This window comes from Xanthomonas sp. NCPPB 1068 (assembly GCF_041479385.2).
Taxonomy (GTDB): domain Bacteria; phylum Pseudomonadota; class Gammaproteobacteria; order Xanthomonadales; family Xanthomonadaceae; genus Xanthomonas; species Xanthomonas cannabis.
On record NZ_CM192986.1, the window covers coordinates 424857 to 440808 of the forward strand.

Consider the following 15952-nt stretch of genomic DNA (forward strand, 5'->3'; position numbering starts at 1 on the left):
GCGGCTGCGGCGCACCTGCGCGCTTACGCGCTCGCGCGAAACTGCGTGGGTGAGCATCCCGCGTGCCGTGCGAAATAGCGGCTGAAGTAGGCAGCGTCGAAAAATCCAAGCGCTGCGGCGATCTGCTGCACGCTCAGGCTGGTGTAGCGCAGGCTGCGGCGCGCTTCCAGCATGACCCTGCGCTGCAGCAGCTCCAGCGCCGAGGCATTGGCCAACCGGCGGCACAACGCCGTGAGATGCCCCGGCGTCAGTCCCAGCTGATCGGCGTAGCGGAAGATCGGCCAATGTGCGCGGTAATGCTGGTCGATCAAGGCCTGGTAGGCGCGCAGATGGCGCAAGCCAGGGTCGCCCTGCGCTGCAGTTTCCGCAGCCGCGTGCAGGCCCTGCAGCGCGGTACGTGCGGTCCAGATCACCAGGTGGGTAGCCGCCGCCTGTAGCGCCGCTTCGTGCCCCGGGCGCTGATGCGCGTGGTCGTCGGCGATGCTGGCGAACAAGGCATCGAGCAGGCGCCGCGCCTGGGCTGCCTGCAGTACGGCCGGCGCCGCCAGGCCCGGTTGCAGCAGCGGTGCTGCGCCCAGTGCGTTGCGCACCAGTGGCATGCACAGGGTGATGATGTGACCACGCACGCGCGGGTCGAACGCAAAGCCGTGGACGCAGAGCGGCGGCAGCCACACCACGCTGGCGCCACGCAAGCGCTGTGTTCGTCCATCCAGCTGCAACGTCGCGGGCCCGCGTTGCACGTAGAGCAGCTGCGCCAGGTCCTGGTGCCGGTGCGGGCTGATATGCCAGTCATGCAGCCGACTGCGTGCGGCGATCGATTCCCAATGCAGCAGTTCCGGCGCGTGCGCGTGCCGTTCGCCATACAGGCCGAACGCGGGCACAGCAGTGGATGCATCGGTCTGGCGCGCGCGTGTGGGCATCGTCGAAAAGTCCAAGCACTGCGCGTAATCATCCCTTCAATGGCCGCGTTTGGCTACCGACACTGCCGGCCAAGTCATTGAGAACAGGAGCGCCCCATGCGGACGCAGGTTGCGATTATCGGTGCCGGCCCGTCCGGCCTGTTGCTGGGCCAGCTGCTGCTGCGCGCCGGTATCGATACGCTCATCGTCGAACGGCAGGCGCCCGACCACGTGCTGGGGCGTATCCGTGCCGGCGTGCTGGAGCAGGGCAGCGTGGACTTGCTGCAATACGCTGGCGTGGGCGAGCGCGTGCAACGCGAAGGCTTGCCGCATCATGGCTTCGAGCTGTCGCTGGACGGCCGGCGCGAACGCATCGATCTGCTGCACAGCTGTGGTCGCGCGGTCACCGTGTATGGCCAGACAGAGGTGACCGCCGATCTGATGCAGGCACGTCAGCGCAGCGGTACGCCCACCTACTACAACGCAGACCAGGTCAGCCTGCACGCGCTGGACAGCCCTGCGCCGCGCGTGGAATTCATGCATCACGGTACCCGCCTGCAGGTGGACTGCGACTACATCGTCGGCTGCGATGGATTTCATGGCGTCAGTCGCGCCAGCATTCCCGCCGAGCGCCTGCGCGTGTTCGAGCGCGTGTATCCCTTCGGCTGGCTGGGCGTGCTGGCCGACACGCCGCCGGTGCACGATGAGCTGATCTATGCGCGGCACCGGCTGGGGTTTGCCTTGTGTTCGATGCGCTCGCCCACGCGCAGCCGCTACTACGTGCAGGTGCCGGCCGACGCGCGCGTGGACGCCTGGAGCGACCAGGCATTCTGGGATGCATTGCGCGCACGTCTGCCGGACGCGTTGGCCACGCGCCTGGTCACCGGCCCGTCGATCGAGAAGAGCATTGCGCCGCTGCGCAGTTTCGTGGCCGAACCGATGCAATACGGCCGCCTGTTCCTGGCCGGCGATGCGGCGCATATCGTGCCGCCGACCGGCGCCAAGGGACTGAATCTGGCATTGGCCGATGTCGGCCTGCTTGCGCAGCTGTTCGCGCGCTGGAAGGCCTCCGGCGATGCCGGTGTATTGCAGCAGTATTCGGCGCTGGCATTGCAGCGGGTGTGGAAGGCCGAGCGCTTTTCCTGGTGGATGACCACGCTGCTGCATACCTTCGACGATGAAGACGCCTTCACCGCACGCATCCGCACCGCCGAGCTGGACTATCTGCTCGGCAGCGCGGCAGGGCGCACGACCATTGCAGAAAACTACGCCGGGCTGCCACTGGTCGATCCGGTCAGCGCCTGACACCGCAACCCTGAAGGTAATTCTTTGATTACCAGCAATTGCAGAAGTGTCCTGGTGCACTTTCGGGTGGCTAGCGCGGTAACGGACCTGCTCGGTAGGGTGGCCTGGACGCGTGGCGGTCGCTGTCCGAGCACGCACGCGTCAAATCCAATCGTGCGCCGTATGCCGAGTCCCCCGCACGCGCAAGGCCCCTTCCACCCGAGGAGATCCCCATGAAAAAGACCCTGTTTTCTCGTGCTTTGTTACTGATCATGCTGGTTGCGCCGATGGCGGCGTTTGCGCAGACCGCGGTGACCGAAAACACCAACCACCAGAAGATGCTGATCGGTTCCAACTGGCTGGAAACTGCCAACAAGCGCCTGGTCTACGATTTCTGGCGCATCGTGTTCGAAGCCGGCCAGGTGGATTACGCCCCGTTTTACATGGACAAGAACTACATCCAGCACAACCCGAATGTGGCCAACGGGCGCGATGCGTTCATCAGGTTCCTGACCGCGTTCGTTCCCAAGAGCCCGGTGCAGGAGCGGGTGCAGTTGCCGCTGGTGGCCATCACCGCCGATGGCGATCTGGTGACGCTGGTGTCGGTGCGCACGCTGCCGGATCCGCGTGATCCGAGCAAGACCTACACCACCACCTGGTTCGACATGTTCCGGATCGAGAAGGGCCTGATCAAGGAACATTGGGACCCGGATACCATCGCCGGCCGCGCCAATACCGGCGGCCAGTAAGAGCAGCTAGCAAAACCACTGCGCGGCCGCCAGGCGGGCGCGGTCGGTGCTCGGAATCCCCATGTACCACTCGTACACTGCGGTTCCCCCGCGCCGTCCGCAACTACCTGACGACCGCTCGCTACGTGTTGTTAGCGGCTCTAAGTCGGTGCCTGATCGCCGGCCTGCAGGCTGCAGGCCGGCGATCTGCGTTTCAGACATGCATGACCTGCGCGTCGGGTAAACGCAGGCAGCGTCTGCGCGGTTGAATCACTCAGCTAATACGGAAACCCATCGTCGCTTCCACTGCCTGCTGCCAGCCGGCATACAACTGTTCGCGCTTGTCCTCGGCCATCGCCGGCTCGAAGCGACGATCCACCGCCCACTGCTTGGCGATCTCTTCGCGGCTGCTCCAGAACCCGGTCGCAAGCCCCGCCAGATACGCCGCACCCAGTGCCGTGGTTTCGGCCACTTCCGGCCGCAGCACCGGCACGTTGAGGATGTCGCTCTGGAACTGCGCCATGAAGTCGTTGGCGATGGCGCCACCGTCGGCGCGCAGCTCCTTCAGTTCGATGCCTGAGTCGCTCTGCATCGCGGTGAGCACGTCGCGGGTCTGGTAGGCCATCGATTCGACCGCCGCACGCACGAAGTGTTCCTTGCTGGTGCCTCGGGTCAGGCCGAACACCGCACCGCGAATGTCGCTGCGCCAGTACGGCGCGCCCAGGCCCACGAATGCCGGCACGATGTAGACGCCATCGTTGTCGCCGGCGCGTTCGGCATAGGCCTGCGAGTCACTGGCCTTGCCCAGCATGCGCAGGCCGTCGCGCAGCCACTGCACCACCGAGCCGGCGACGAAGATGGCCCCTTCCAATGCGTATTCGACCTTGCCGTCGACGCCCCAGGCGATGGTGGTCAACAGGCCGGCCTTGGACGCCACCGCCTTGTCGCCGGTGTTCATCAGCATGAAACAGCCGGTGCCATAGGTGTTCTTCGCCATGCCCGGTTCGAAACACGCCTGGCCGAACAACGCGGCCTGCTGGTCGCCTGCAATGCCGGCGATGGGCACCTGTTCGCCGTAGAAATACTGGGTCTGGGTCATGCCGTAGACTTCGCTGGACGAGCGCACCTCCGGCAGCATTTCCTTCGGCACGTCGAGCATCGCCAGCAGCTCGGCATCCCATTCCAGCGTGTGGATATTGAACATCATGGTGCGCGAGGCGTTGGTGTAATCGGTGACGTGTACCTTGCCGCCGGTAAGGTTCCAGATCAGCCAGCTGTCGATGGTGCCGAAGGCCAGCTCGCCGTTGCGGGCGCGCTCGCGCGCACCTTCGACATGGTCGAGGATCCACTTGACCTTGGTGCCGGAAAAATACGCATCGATCAGCAGGCCGGTCTTGTCGCGCACCATCTGCTCGTGCCCGGCTTCCTTGAGCTGGGTGCAGATGTCCTTGGTCTGCCGCGACTGCCACACGATGGCGTTGTAGATCGGCTGGCCGGTGGCCTTGTCCCACACCACCGCGGTTTCGCGCTGATTGGTGATGCCAATCCCGGCAATCGAGCGCGCGTCGATCTGCGCGTTGTTGAGCAGCTCGGTGATGGTGGTGTAGACGCTGGTCATGATCTCGCGCGGGTTGTGTTCCACCCAGCCCGGCTGCGGGAAGATCTGGCCGAACTCGCGCTGCGCCACGCCGGCCACCTTGCCCTGGCGATCGAACAACATCGCGCGCGAGCTGGTGGTGCCTTGATCGATCGCAAGGACGTACTGCTTTTCCATCAGGGTTTCCTCAAACGGTGCCGGCGGTTGCGCACGGCGAGAGTGGTTGGTGCGGCCCGGCGAGCTGCGCAGCCGCGCGTCGATCCGCCGCTGCACGCAGGTCGTTGGGGCCGCAGGGCCGGCGTGCCGTGATCAGCGCGGGTCGTGCGGGGCTGGCTCGCCCTGCAGATGGCGCACGCGCGCCGGCAGGAAGGGCAGGATCAGCCACTGATACGCCAGTGCGCCGATCGGCCCGCCGATGAGCGGCCCCACGATGGGGATCCACCAGTAATTGTCCTTGGCCGGCAACGCCGCCTCGCCCCATCCGGCGAAATACGCGAACAGGCGTGGGCCGAAATCGCGCGCCGGGTTCATCGCCCACGCTTCCAGATAGCCCATCGATGCGCCCAGCGTTGCCACCAGCAGGCCGATCATCAACGCTCCGGAATTGGCGCCCGGCGCGGCTTCGTTGAAGCGCTCGGTAATGGCGAAGATGCCGAAGATCAGGAACGCGGTGATGATGATCTGGTCGACCAGCGCATGCATCGGCGTGACCGCCAGACCGGGTGCGGTGAAGAACACCCCGGCCGCACCGCCGGCTTCGCGGGTGAGTTGCTGCACCTGGTTGTAATGGTCGATCACCGGCCCGTACAGCTGGTAGACGATGGCCGCACCCAGGAACGCACCGATGACCTGGGCGATCCAGTACGGCACGACCTTCTTCCAGGAGAAATCTCGGAACAACGCCAGCGCCAGGGTCACCGCCGGGTTGGCATGGGTGCCGGACACCGAACCGGTGACATAGATGGCCAGCGTCACCGCAAGGCCCCAGGCGATGCACACGCCCCAATAGGCGTTCTGATACGGGCTGGGGTCGTAGAGCACATACATCGCCGCGACCGAATCGCCCAGCGCGATGATGATGAACATCGCCACCGCTTCGGAGATCAACTCACCCACGAGCTGACGGTTCATGCGGGCAGTCCCGGATGCTGGTCACGGCTGCGGGCAGGGTGCTGCGACGCGCGCGCTGGCGCGCCGGGGAATCGGGTGGTGCTCATCAGGGGTGCCCTCCACGTGGCTCGGGGTGATGCCGGCAATGCGCCAGGATACGTTGCCGGACGACCCGTCCTCGCCGGCAACGCGTGTGTTCAGACGGTTGCGACGTCGCGCTGCTGCAGTGCGTGCGTCTGCAGATAGTCTTCCAGCCGCTGGCGGCCGGCCGCATCGATGCGCAGGCCGAGTTTGCTGCGCCGCCACAGGATATCGTCGGCGGTCAGTGCCCATTCGTGCTGCTGCAGGTAATCCACCTCGGCCTGGTACAGGTCCGCGCCGAAGTGCGTGCCCAGACCGGCCAGGTCCTGCGCATCGCCCAACAGCTGGTCTGCACAGGTGCCGTAGTTGCGCACCAGCCGCTGCGCGGTGGCCGCCGGCAACCAGGGCCGCGCGTTGCGCATGCGCTCCAGCAGGCTGGCGATGTCGCGCTGCTCACCGCCGGGCAAGGCTTCGCCGCGTGCAGTCCATGCCGGCTTGCGCGCGCCCAGCGCATGGGTGAGCCGGTCGACCGCTTCTTCAGCGAGCTTGCGGTAGGTGGTGAGCTTGCCGCCGAACACGTTGAGCAACGGCGCACCGTCGTTGACCACTTCAAGTTGATAGTCGCGGGTCACTTCGGCGGCGTTGTCTTCGGCGTCGTCCAGCAGCGGGCGCACGCCGCTGTAGTTCCACACCACATCGGCGGGGCTGATCTGCTGCTGGAAGTACAGGTTCACCGCATCGCACAGGTACTGCACTTCGGCCGCATCGATCTTCGGCGCGGCCGGATCTGCCTCGTAATCGACATCGGTGGTGCCGATCAGGGTGAAGTCGTGTTCGTACGGAATGGCAAACACGATGCGACGGTCCGGTTGCTGAAAGATGTACGCGTGGTCGTGATCGAACAACTTGGGCACCACGATGTGGCTGCCCTTGACCAGACGCAGCGCGTGCTGGTGCGGCACCGCGGCGACCTTGTCCAGGAACGACACCGCCCACGGGCCGGCGGCATTGGCCAGCGCGCGCGCCTGCACGGTGCGGCGGCGGCCCTGGCGGTCTTCGAGTTCGGCGTACCAGAAGCCGGCATCGCGCCAGGCACCGACACAGCGGGTGCGGGTATGGATCCTGGCGCCGCGCCTGGCGGCATCCATCGCATTGAGCACCACCAGCCGTGCGTCCTGCACCCAGGCATCGGAATACACGAAGCCGGTGCGCAAGGATTCCTGCAGCGGCGCGCCAACCGGATGCGTGCGCAAGGAGAGTCGGCGCGAGCGCGGCAGGCTGCGCTTGCTGCCGCCCAGGTGGTCGTACAGGAACAGGCCGGCACGGATCATCCAGGCCGGGCGCAGATGCGGTTGGTGCGGCAACAGGAAGCGCAGCGGCCAGATGATGTGCGGGGCCAGCCGCAGCAGCACCTCGCGCTCGGCCAGCGCCTTGCCGACCAGCGCGAACTCGTACTGTTCCAGGTATCGCAGGCCGCCGTGGATGAGCTTGGTGCTGGCGCTGCTGGTATGCGCGGCCAGATCGTCCTGTTCGCACAGGCACACCGACAGGCCGCGGCCGGCCGCATCACGGGCAATGCCGACCCCATTGATGCCACCGCCTACCACCAGAAGATCGTACGTCTCGCCCATCGGTGCCTCCGTCCGGATTCGCCGCTGAGCGAACCCAAGTTGTCATGTTCGAACATATTCGAACATCACACCTTGCGGGAGCGTGAAGAGCCGAAAGGCGCGCAGGTGATGGGTAACTGCGTTGATAAACTATCGAAAACCAGGTTTGCGATTACTCGCGGCTATCGCCAGCGACCTGCACCCAGGTCGGAAGTTCAAGAATGTACACAAACGAACATCCGGTTCAGCCGGGCTCGGACGCGTCCGCCAGATGCACGCGGGTGCCGGCCTCGGCCAGCACCGCGGCCAGCTCCTGCGGCGGCGGTCGGTCGGTGAACCAGTCGTGCACCTGGGCGATCGCGCCCAGCCGCACCATCGCATTGCGGCCGAACTTGCTGTGGTCGGCCGCCAGCAATACCTGCCGCGAGTGCTCGATGATGGCCTGGGCCACGCGTACTTCCTGGTAATCGAAATCCAGCAGGGTGCCGTCAAGGTCGATGCCGGAAATGCCGATCACCCCGAAATCCACCTTGAACTGGCGGATCAGCTCCACCGTGGCCTCGCCGGTCACGCCCTGGTCGCGTCCGCGCACCACGCCGCCGGCCACGATCACCTCGAAACTGGGATTGGCGCTGAGCATCACCGCCACGTTGAGGTTGTTGGTGATCACGCGCAGGCCGCGATGCTGCAGCAACGCGCGCGCCACTTCCTCGTTGGTGGTGCCGAGGTTGATGAACAGCGAGGCATCGTCGGGAATGAAGCGCGCCACCTGCGCGGCGATGTGCTGCTTTTCGCGCGCCTGCAGCGCCTTGCGCGCGGTGTAGGCCAGGTTCTCCACGCTCGAAGGCATGCTGACGCCACCGTGATACCGGCGCAGCACGCCGGCATCGCACAGCAAGGTCAGATCGCGGCGGATGGTCTGCGGCGTGACTTCAAAGCGCGTTGCCAGCCCTTCGACGTCCGCAAAGCCCTGCTGCCGCACCAATGCCACCAATTGCTCCTGGCGCGGGTTCAAGGCCGGCGCCGGGACAGTCCTGTAGTGAGTCGACTCCATGCGCAGATGATCGCGCATGCGCGTGAGGATGCAAGCACGACGGCGGCGCGGCGGTGCGCAGCGCGACACGGCCAGTCATGCAGCCGTGCGGGCCTGTCTGCTCCCGCACGGACGCGCGCATGCCACCGCCACACGCGCCGCATGCCGGCGCGGTGCACGCTGGCGGGCGTGCTCAGCCCAGCTCGCCGCGGTAGCCGGTATCGATGCTGATGCTGCCGCCCACCGCGCGCGACACGCAGGCGCAGAGCTTGCGGTTTTCGCGGCGTTGTTCGTCGCTGAAGAACACGTCGCGGTGGTCGATGTCGGCCGCGCTGTCGAGCACGTCCACCGCGCACAGGCCACATTCGCCGCGGCGGCATTCGGCAATGAGCTCCACGCCGGCATCGGCCAGCGCATCGAGCATGGATTCGTTTTCGGCCACCGGCACTTCCAGTCCCAGCCCGGGCAGCTTGACCACGAACGCCTGCGCCGGCACCCGGCCGCTGTTGCCGAAGGTCTCGAAGTGCAGCCGCGCGCGTGGCCGGCCGGCGGCGTGCCAGTGCTGGCGTACCGCCTCCAGCATGCCCAGCGGCCCGCACACATAGACCTCGGCATTGGGCGAGAGCCGCGCCAGCTCGGCGGCAAGATCGGGCGGACCGGCGCTGTCGTCGCAGTGCAGTTGCAGGCGCTCACCGAGCTGTGTTTCCAGCTCGTCCACATACGCCATGGCGCGGCGCGAGCGGCCGACGTAGAGCAGGCGGAACGCCTGGTGCCGCTGCGCCAGCCGCTGCGCCATGCCCAGGATGGGCGTGATGCCGATCCCGCCGGCGATCAACAGGATCTCCTCGCCCAGCTCGTCCAGCGCGAAGTTGTTGCTGGGGGGCGACATCTCCACTACATCGCCGGGCTGCAGCGTCCACATGTGCCGCGAGCCGCCGCGGCTGTCGGGCATCTGCCGCACCGCGATGCGGTAGTACCCATCCTTGCGCGGCTCGCCCACCAGCGAATACGAGCGCACATCGTTGCGCCCCTGCAGATGCACGCGGAAATCCACATGACTGCCCACCTCGAAACTGCGCGCGGCCGGGCCTGGATCGAGCACGATTTCGCGCACGCCCTCGCAGGCATCGGCAATGCTGACGACGTGGGCGCGGTGCCACTGGGTGTCTTTACGCATGGGGTACTCCGGGCAGAAGGCCAGGCCGGGCGGTGCCGGCGTTGGAGGCATGGGCACGGCCGATCAGGGCGCCACCGCGCACCTGGCTGACCGCGGCAGGGGTTTGCAGGATGTGGCGCAGATTGCGGTGCGCCAGGCGTGCGTGCTCGCGCATCAGCGCCTCGGCGCGGCCGCCCTGACGGTGCTCGATGGCGGCAATCACTTCGCGATGCTGGTCCTGCGCCAGGGTGAGGATGAGGCGTGCATCGGCATCGCTGGTCTGCGCCATGACCAGCCCGTTGGGCGAGGCGAACGGCAGCTGCACCACGCGGGTCAGGGCGCGTTCGAGCACGTCGCTGCCGGCCATGGCGATCAACAGCGCATGGAACTGCGCATTGGCCTCCACATACGCGCTGAAGTCGACGGTCTCCAGCGGCGCACCGATGATGGCGTCGATCTGCGCCAGCAAGGTGCGCGCCTGGGCCAGTTGCGTCGCGGGCACGCCGCGCTCGGCGGCGATCCGCGCGGCCAGGCCTTCGAGCGTGCCGCGCAGTTCGATGGCGTCGTGCACGTCGCGCTCGCTGAAGGCCTGTACCGCATAGCCGCCGCCCGGCAGGGCGTTGGCCAGGCCTTCTTCGCACAGGCGCTGCAAGGCCGCGCGCACCGGAGTACGCGACATGCCCAGCCGTTGCACCACGGCCAGCTCGGACAGCCGCGTCCCCGCGGGCAGGGTGCCGTCGAGTATCAGTTCGCGCAGCGACAGCAGCGCGCGCGTGGTCTGCGCGGCACTGCTATGGAAGGGCGTGGTCGGTGGCATGGTGGTCTCCTGCGCAATGCGCTCAGCCCACCATGCGCAGCGACAAATCCTGCGCGCGCTGCTCCTGTGCGATCAGGCGGTCGATCACCCGCCGCGCCCACATGCCGCCGGCATCCACGTTGAGGTTGTAGAAGGTGTGATCCGGGTGCGCGTCGATCGCGCGTTGCTGCGCTTCCAGCACCGCCTCGTCTTCGCCGAACACACCGGTGACACCGGCGCGGGTCAGCGTGGTCAACGACTGATCGTGCAGCGCATAGTTGCGCATGAACGCCCAGAAGTAGTGGCAGGTGGTGTCGGTCTCGGGGGTGATGGTGTTGAGCACGTAGCCGTTGACGCCCTGGCTGCGGTCGCCTTCCGGTGCGCCTGTGCCGGCGATGGCCACGCCGACATCGATGGCGATGGTGCCGGGTGCTTCGAAACGGATGATCTGCCAGCGATCGACCTTGCCGTGGTAATCCAGGTGGCGGGCGATCTGGCTGGCCCAGAACGGTGGCGGGTCGATGTTGTGCATCCAGCGCGACACCACCACCGAGCGGTCGCCGTGCACCACATCGAACGGCGCTTCAGCGATTTCGTCCTGGCCGATGCTGGAGCCGTGCACGAAGGTCTCGTGGGTCAGGTCCATCAGGTTGTCCAGCACCAGCCGGTAATCGCACTTGGCGTAGATGGTGCGGCCATCGCCGGCCCAGGCCGGGTCATGCGCCCAGTGCAGGTCGGGAATCAACGCGGTGTCGGCCTTGGCCGGGTCGCCCGGCCAGATCCACACGTAGCGGTGCTTCTCGGCCACCGGAAAACTGCGGACGCAGGCCGACGGGTTGATGGTTTCCTGCGACGGCATGTGCACGCAGCGGCCCTGGGTGTTGTAGACCAGGCCGTGATACCCGCACACCACGTCATCGCCGCGCAGCTTGCCCATCGACAGCGGTACCAGGCGATGCCAGCACGCGTCTTCGAGCGCGATCACCGCCCCGGCGGTGCTGCGATAGAGCACCACCTCCAGGTTGCAGACCTTGCGCGGGCTCAGGGCGTGCTTGATTTCGTGGTCCCAGGCGACGGCGTACCACGCGTTGAGGGGAAACAGCGGCTTGGACTGGGACATGACCGTGACTCCTGGGGTTTGTATACAACCTGGGATACGAATCGGCGCCGACGCGCCGGCCGGCGACCAGTGGACGCCCATTGCGACGCTGGCGTCCGCTTGCGAGCGAAGTTATGTATACACCGGAGACAATGTGGGCGCGTTACAGGCCCATCGAAAACGTGCGATTATCGAATTAATTCATCGATAATCGCATTGACCCCGCCCTCTGGCCGGCTCTACCGTGGCAGCACGTTCGCAGCCCGGGGTCGTGCCATGGTCGAAATCGTTTCGCTGAACCATGCGGTGTCGCAGCTGATCGCCGATGGCGACTGCGTGGCGATGGAAGGCTTCACCCACCTGATCCCGCACGCGGCTGGGCACGAGGTGATCCGCCAGCGCAAGCGCGACCTGCGTTTGGTGCGCATGACGCCGGACCTGATCTACGACCAGCTGATCGGCGCAGGCTGCGCATCGGCGTTGCGGTTTTCCTGGGGTGGCAATCCAGGCGTGGGTTCGCTGCACCGGCTGCGCGATGCGGTCGAGCATGCCTGGCCGCAGCCGTTGCACCTGCGCGAGCACAGCCATGCCGACATGGCCAACGCGTACGTCGCCGGCGCCTCGGGGCTGCCGTTTGCGGTGCTGCGCGGGTACGTGGGCTCGGACCTGCCGCGCGTCAACGACAGCATCAAGTTCCTGCAATGCCCGTATACCGGCGAAACGCTGGCCGCGACCCCGGCAGTGAACCCGGATGTCACCGTGATCCATGCCCAGCAGGCCGACCGCCGCGGCAACGTGCTGCTGTGGGGCATCCTGGGCGTGCAGAAGGAAGCCGCGCTGGCCGCGCGCAAGGTGATCGTGACGGTGGAAGAGATCGTCGACACCCTGGAGGCGCCGCCCAATGCCTGCATCCTGCCGCGCTGGGTGGTGGACGCGGTCTGCCACGTACCCGGCGGCGCGGCGCCGTCCTACGCGCACGGCTATTACGCGCGCGACAACCGGTTCTATCTGGGCTGGGACGCGATCGCACGCGACCGTGTCCGCTTCCAGGCCTGGATCCAGACCCACATTCTCGATACCGAGGACTTCACCGCCTTCCAGCGTGTGTATGCGCACGCGCAGCAACAGGTGGCCGCATGAGCGACTACAGCACCAACGAGATGATGACCGTGGCGGCTGCGCGCCGCCTGCCGGATGGGGCGGTGTGTTTCGTCGGCATCGGCCTGCCGTCCACCGCGGCCAATCTGGCCCGGCTCACGCATGCGCCGGATGTCACCCTGATCTACGAATCCGGCCCCATCGGCGCCCGCCCGGATGTGCTGCCGCTGTCGATCGGCGACGGCGAGCTGGCCGAGACCGCCGACACCGTGGTGTCCACACCGGAGATCTTTCGCTACTGGTTGCAGGGCGGCCGCGTGGACGTGGGCTTTCTGGGCGCGGCGCAGATCGACCGCCACGCCAACCTCAACACCACGGTGATCGGCGATTACGCCGCCCCCAGGACGCGCTTGCCCGGCGCCGGCGGTGCGCCGGAGATCGCGGCCAGTGCCAGGCAGGTGTTCATCATCATGCGGCAATCCAGGCGCAGCTTCGTGGCGGCGCTGGATTTCATCACCACGGTCGGGCATCTGGACGGTGGCGATGCACGCGCCCGTGCCGGCCTGCCCGGCGCCGGCCCCACCGTGGTCGTCACCGACCTGTGCGTGATGGAGCCCGATCCGGTGACCCGCGAGCTCACCGTCACCTCGTTGCACCCTGGCATCGCGCCCGAGCAGGTCAGCGCCGCCACCGGCTGGCCGATCCGCTTTGCCGCCGATCTGGTGCAGACCAGCTCGCCCAGCGCAGACGAACTGCAGGCATTGCGCGCGCTGCAGGCACGCACCGACGCCGCGCATGGCACCCAATCGGCCGGAGCCGACGCATGAGCGAGGTCTATCTGATCGATGGCATCCGCACGCCGATCGGCCGCTACGGCGGTGCGCTGTCCAGCGTGCGTGCCGACGACCTGGGCGCGGTGCCGATCGCCGCGTTGCTGGCGCGCCAGCCGCAGCTGGACCCGGCCGCCATCGACGATGTCTACCTGGGCTGCGCCAATCAGGCCGGCGAAGACAACCGCAATGTCGCGCGCATGAGCCTGTTGCTGGCGGGGCTGCCGAGTTCGGTGCCGGGCTGCACCCTCAATCGGCTGTGCGGCTCGGGGCTGGAGGCGGTCGGCACCGCGGCACGCGGCATCCGCGCGCAGGAGCTGGGCCTGGCCATTGCCGGGGGGGTCGAATCGATGTCGCGTGCGCCCTGGGTCATGGGCAAGGCCGAAAGCGCGTTTGCGCGCACCCAGCAGCTGGAAGACACCACCATGGGCTGGCGCTTCATCAACCCGCGCCTGCAGGCGGCCTACGGCACCGAGCTGATGGGCGAAACCGCCGAAAACGTGGCGCAACGCTATGCCATCGCACGCGCGGACCAGGACGCCTTCGCCCTGCGCAGCCAGCAACGCGCGGCGGCGGCGCAGGCGGCCGGGTTCTTCGATGGCGAGATCACCTCGGTGCCGGTGGCTGCGCGCAAGGGCGGCGAGGCCAGCACCGTCGAATACGACGAAGCGCCGCGGCCGAACACCACCGCCGAGATGCTGGCCAAGCTCAAGCCGGTGTTCCGCCAGCCCGGCAGCGTGACTGCCGGCAATGCCTCGGGCATCAACGATGGTGCGGCCGCCTTGCTGCTGGCCTCCGCACAGGCCGTGCAGACCCATCGGCTGACCCCGCGCGCCCGCGTGCTGGGCTTTGCGTCGGCAGGCGTGGAGCCGGCGTACATGGGCATCGGCCCGGTGCCGGCCACCCAGCGCCTGCTCGCCCGCCTGAACCTGCAGATCGACCACTTCGATGCGATCGAGTTCAACGAAGCCTTCGCTGCGCAGGCACTGGCCTGCACGCGGGCATTCGGGCTGGACGACGATGCGGCCCGGGTCAACGCCAATGGCGGCGCCATCGCCCTGGGCCATCCGCTCGGCATGAGCGGCGCGCGGCTGGCGCTTACCCTGCTGCGGCAGCTGGAGGCCAGCAACGGGCGGCTCGGCCTGGCCAGCATGTGCATCGGGGTGGGGCAGGGCGTTGCCCTGGCCATCGAGCGTCTCTAGGCCTTCGATGGCAACCGACCGCGCCACCACCGCACACCCACACCGCTTGAACGCGCCGCACCGCGGCCGACGGAGATCTCACGATGCGCGATGCCACCCTTGAGACGCCACCCGCCGATCCGCTGCTCGGCTACCGCCGCACCCGTCCGGGCACCCAGCCGGCCTACCTGCATCCGGCCTATGCCTCCACGGCCCTGCGTGGCCCGCTGCAGGCAGCGATCGAGATTCCGGCCACGCTGTCGGAAGTCACCGGCCCGCGCATGGACCGCCTCACCCTGGGAGAGCATGCCGCCGATCTCACCGCAGGATTCGATGGCCAGCCGCTGGGCGAGCGCATCATCGTGTCCGGCCGCGTCCTGGACGAAAACGGCAAGCCGGTGCGCAACAGCGTGGTGGAAGTCTGGCAATGCAATGCCGCCGGCCGCTACCAGCACGAAGGCGATCGCCACGACGCGCCGCTGGACCCCAACTTCCGCGGTACCGGCCAGGTGCTGACCGACGATCACGGCCGCTATGCGTTCAAGACCATCAAGCCGGGCGCGTATCCGTGGCGCAACCACTACAACGCCTGGCGGCCGGCGCATATCCATTTTTCGTTGCATGGCGACGGCATCGGGCAGCGCCTGATCACCCAGATGTATTTTCCCGGCGACCCGCTGCTGGCGCACGACCCCATCTACAACTGCGTCGACGATGCGCAGGCACGCGAGCGCATGGTGTCCCGTTTCGACTGGGAAAACGCCATCAGCGAATACGCGCTGGCCTACCGTTTCGACATCGTGCTGCGCGGTCGCAAACAAACGGTCTGGGAGTAAGCCGATGAGCCTGCACGCCACCCCGTCGCAAACCGTGGGCCCGTACTACCGGCTCGGGCTGGAGCCGCTGTATCGCGACCAGCTTGCACCGGGGCACGTCGCCGGCACGCCCGTGCAGATCAGCGGCGGCGTCTTCGATGGCGCCGGCGTTCCAGTCGCCGACGCGGTGCTGGAGCTGTGGCAAGCCGATGCCGCCGGCATCTACGCGCATGCCGCCGATGCCCGTCATGCGGCGCACGACCCCGGCTTCGACGGTTGGGGTCGCGTGCCCACCGATGCGCAGGGGCGTTTTGCATTCACCACCATCAAGCCGGGCGCCGTGGCCGGGCCGGATGGCCGCCAGCAGGCCGCGCACCTGACCGTGCTGGTGTTCATGCGCGGCTTGCTGCGTGGCGCCTCGACACGGTTGTACTTCGCCGATGACCCGCAGCTGGGTACTGATCCCATCCTGGCCCTGGTGCCGGCGCAACGGCGTGCCAGCCTGCTGGCCCAGCCGCGCGGCGGCGGTGCCTACGCCTGGGACATCCATATGCAGGGCGATGCGGAAACCGTGTTCTTCCGTTACTGACGCGCCCGCTGCCTGCGCGATGTCGTCGGTGCGATGGCGGGATGCC

Annotated in this window: 15 protein-coding genes and 1 other RNA gene; 8 read left to right on the forward strand and 8 right to left on the reverse strand. The window is 67.3% G+C overall.

What is annotated here, in order from left to right; all coding sequences use genetic code 11:
- Positions 1 to 23: 23 nt before the first annotated feature.
- On the reverse strand, positions 24 to 920 hold the full coding sequence (locus ACCQ12_RS01865) for a helix-turn-helix domain-containing protein (RefSeq protein ID WP_372382804.1): 897 nt from the start codon (positions 918 to 920) through the stop codon (positions 24 to 26).
- A gap of 96 nt (positions 921 to 1016) precedes the next feature.
- Between ACCQ12_RS01865 and pobA the strand changes: the two genes are divergently transcribed.
- The 3 genes from pobA (at position 1017) to ACCQ12_RS01880 (ending at position 3069) form a co-directional block, all read left to right on the forward strand.
- Positions 1017 to 2204: a 4-hydroxybenzoate 3-monooxygenase gene (gene pobA, locus ACCQ12_RS01870; protein ID WP_372382805.1), complete on the forward strand. Its 1188-nt coding sequence runs from the start codon at positions 1017 to 1019 to the stop codon at positions 2202 to 2204.
- A 212-nt stretch (positions 2205 to 2416) separates the two neighbouring features.
- On the forward strand, positions 2417 to 2932 hold the full coding sequence (locus ACCQ12_RS01875) for a nuclear transport factor 2 family protein (RefSeq protein WP_039408763.1): 516 nt from the start codon (positions 2417 to 2419) through the stop codon (positions 2930 to 2932).
- 61 nt (positions 2933 to 2993) lie between these two features.
- Positions 2994 to 3069, forward strand: a non-coding RNA gene (locus ACCQ12_RS01880) — sX9 sRNA.
- A 116-nt stretch (positions 3070 to 3185) separates the two neighbouring features.
- Here the strand turns inward: ACCQ12_RS01880 and glpK are convergent.
- The 7 genes from glpK to ACCQ12_RS01915 all read right to left on the reverse strand — a co-directional run bounded on the left by glpK (position 3186) and on the right by ACCQ12_RS01915 (position 11414).
- Positions 3186 to 4685 (reverse strand): glycerol kinase GlpK, encoded by a 1500-nt coding sequence (glpK, locus tag ACCQ12_RS01885; protein ID WP_104579363.1) that lies wholly within the window; start codon positions 4683 to 4685, stop codon positions 3186 to 3188.
- 132 nt (positions 4686 to 4817) lie between these two features.
- On the reverse strand, positions 4818 to 5639 hold the full coding sequence (locus tag ACCQ12_RS01890; protein WP_123137549.1) for an MIP/aquaporin family protein: 822 nt from the start codon (positions 5637 to 5639) through the stop codon (positions 4818 to 4820).
- Between the two features lie 176 nt (positions 5640 to 5815).
- Positions 5816 to 7330 carry a glycerol-3-phosphate dehydrogenase gene (gene glpD / locus ACCQ12_RS01895; protein ID WP_047695514.1) on the reverse strand — a complete coding sequence of 505 codons (1515 nt, stop codon included), beginning with the start codon at positions 7328 to 7330 and terminating at the stop codon, positions 5816 to 5818.
- 223 nt (positions 7331 to 7553) lie between these two features.
- The gene (locus ACCQ12_RS01900) at positions 7554 to 8381 is read right to left on the reverse strand and encodes a DeoR/GlpR family DNA-binding transcription regulator (protein ID WP_184374587.1); all 828 of its coding nucleotides are present in this window, start codon (positions 8379 to 8381) and stop codon (positions 7554 to 7556) included.
- 154 nt (positions 8382 to 8535) lie between these two features.
- Positions 8536 to 9519, reverse strand: a complete 984-nt coding sequence (locus ACCQ12_RS01905; protein ID WP_166743604.1) for a PDR/VanB family oxidoreductase — start codon at positions 9517 to 9519, stop codon at positions 8536 to 8538.
- Complete coding sequence (locus tag ACCQ12_RS01910) at positions 9512 to 10315, reverse strand: GntR family transcriptional regulator (RefSeq protein ID WP_372362018.1); 804 nt, start codon at positions 10313 to 10315, stop codon at positions 9512 to 9514. Before ACCQ12_RS01910 ends, ACCQ12_RS01905 begins: the two co-directional genes overlap by 8 nt.
- Before the next feature lie 22 nt (positions 10316 to 10337).
- A complete protein-coding gene (locus tag ACCQ12_RS01915) occupies positions 10338 to 11414 on the reverse strand; it encodes an aromatic ring-hydroxylating dioxygenase subunit alpha (RefSeq protein ID WP_039408740.1) in 1077 nt (358 codons plus the stop codon).
- Between the two features lie 255 nt (positions 11415 to 11669).
- Here ACCQ12_RS01915 and ACCQ12_RS01920 point away from each other — a divergent pair, with 255 nt between their 5' ends.
- The 5 genes from ACCQ12_RS01920 to pcaG all read left to right on the forward strand — a co-directional run bounded on the left by ACCQ12_RS01920 (position 11670) and on the right by pcaG (position 15906).
- Positions 11670 to 12533, forward strand: a complete 864-nt coding sequence (locus tag ACCQ12_RS01920; RefSeq protein ID WP_372382806.1) for a CoA transferase subunit A — start codon at positions 11670 to 11672, stop codon at positions 12531 to 12533.
- Positions 12530 to 13318, forward strand: a complete 789-nt coding sequence (locus ACCQ12_RS01925) for a CoA-transferase subunit beta (RefSeq protein ID WP_104579358.1) — start codon at positions 12530 to 12532, stop codon at positions 13316 to 13318. The genes ACCQ12_RS01920 and ACCQ12_RS01925 overlap by 4 nt, the downstream gene beginning before the upstream one ends.
- Complete coding sequence (pcaF, locus tag ACCQ12_RS01930) at positions 13315 to 14523, forward strand: 3-oxoadipyl-CoA thiolase (protein ID WP_104579357.1); 1209 nt, start codon at positions 13315 to 13317, stop codon at positions 14521 to 14523. The genes ACCQ12_RS01925 and pcaF overlap by 4 nt, the downstream gene beginning before the upstream one ends.
- Before the next feature lie 83 nt (positions 14524 to 14606).
- Positions 14607 to 15338 carry a protocatechuate 3,4-dioxygenase subunit beta gene (gene pcaH / locus ACCQ12_RS01935; RefSeq protein WP_104579356.1) on the forward strand — a complete coding sequence of 244 codons (732 nt, stop codon included), beginning with the start codon at positions 14607 to 14609 and terminating at the stop codon, positions 15336 to 15338.
- Between the two features lie 4 nt (positions 15339 to 15342).
- Positions 15343 to 15906: a protocatechuate 3,4-dioxygenase subunit alpha gene (gene pcaG / locus ACCQ12_RS01940; RefSeq protein WP_372382807.1), complete on the forward strand. Its 564-nt coding sequence runs from the start codon at positions 15343 to 15345 to the stop codon at positions 15904 to 15906.
- The last annotated feature ends 46 nt before the right edge of the window (positions 15907 to 15952 follow it).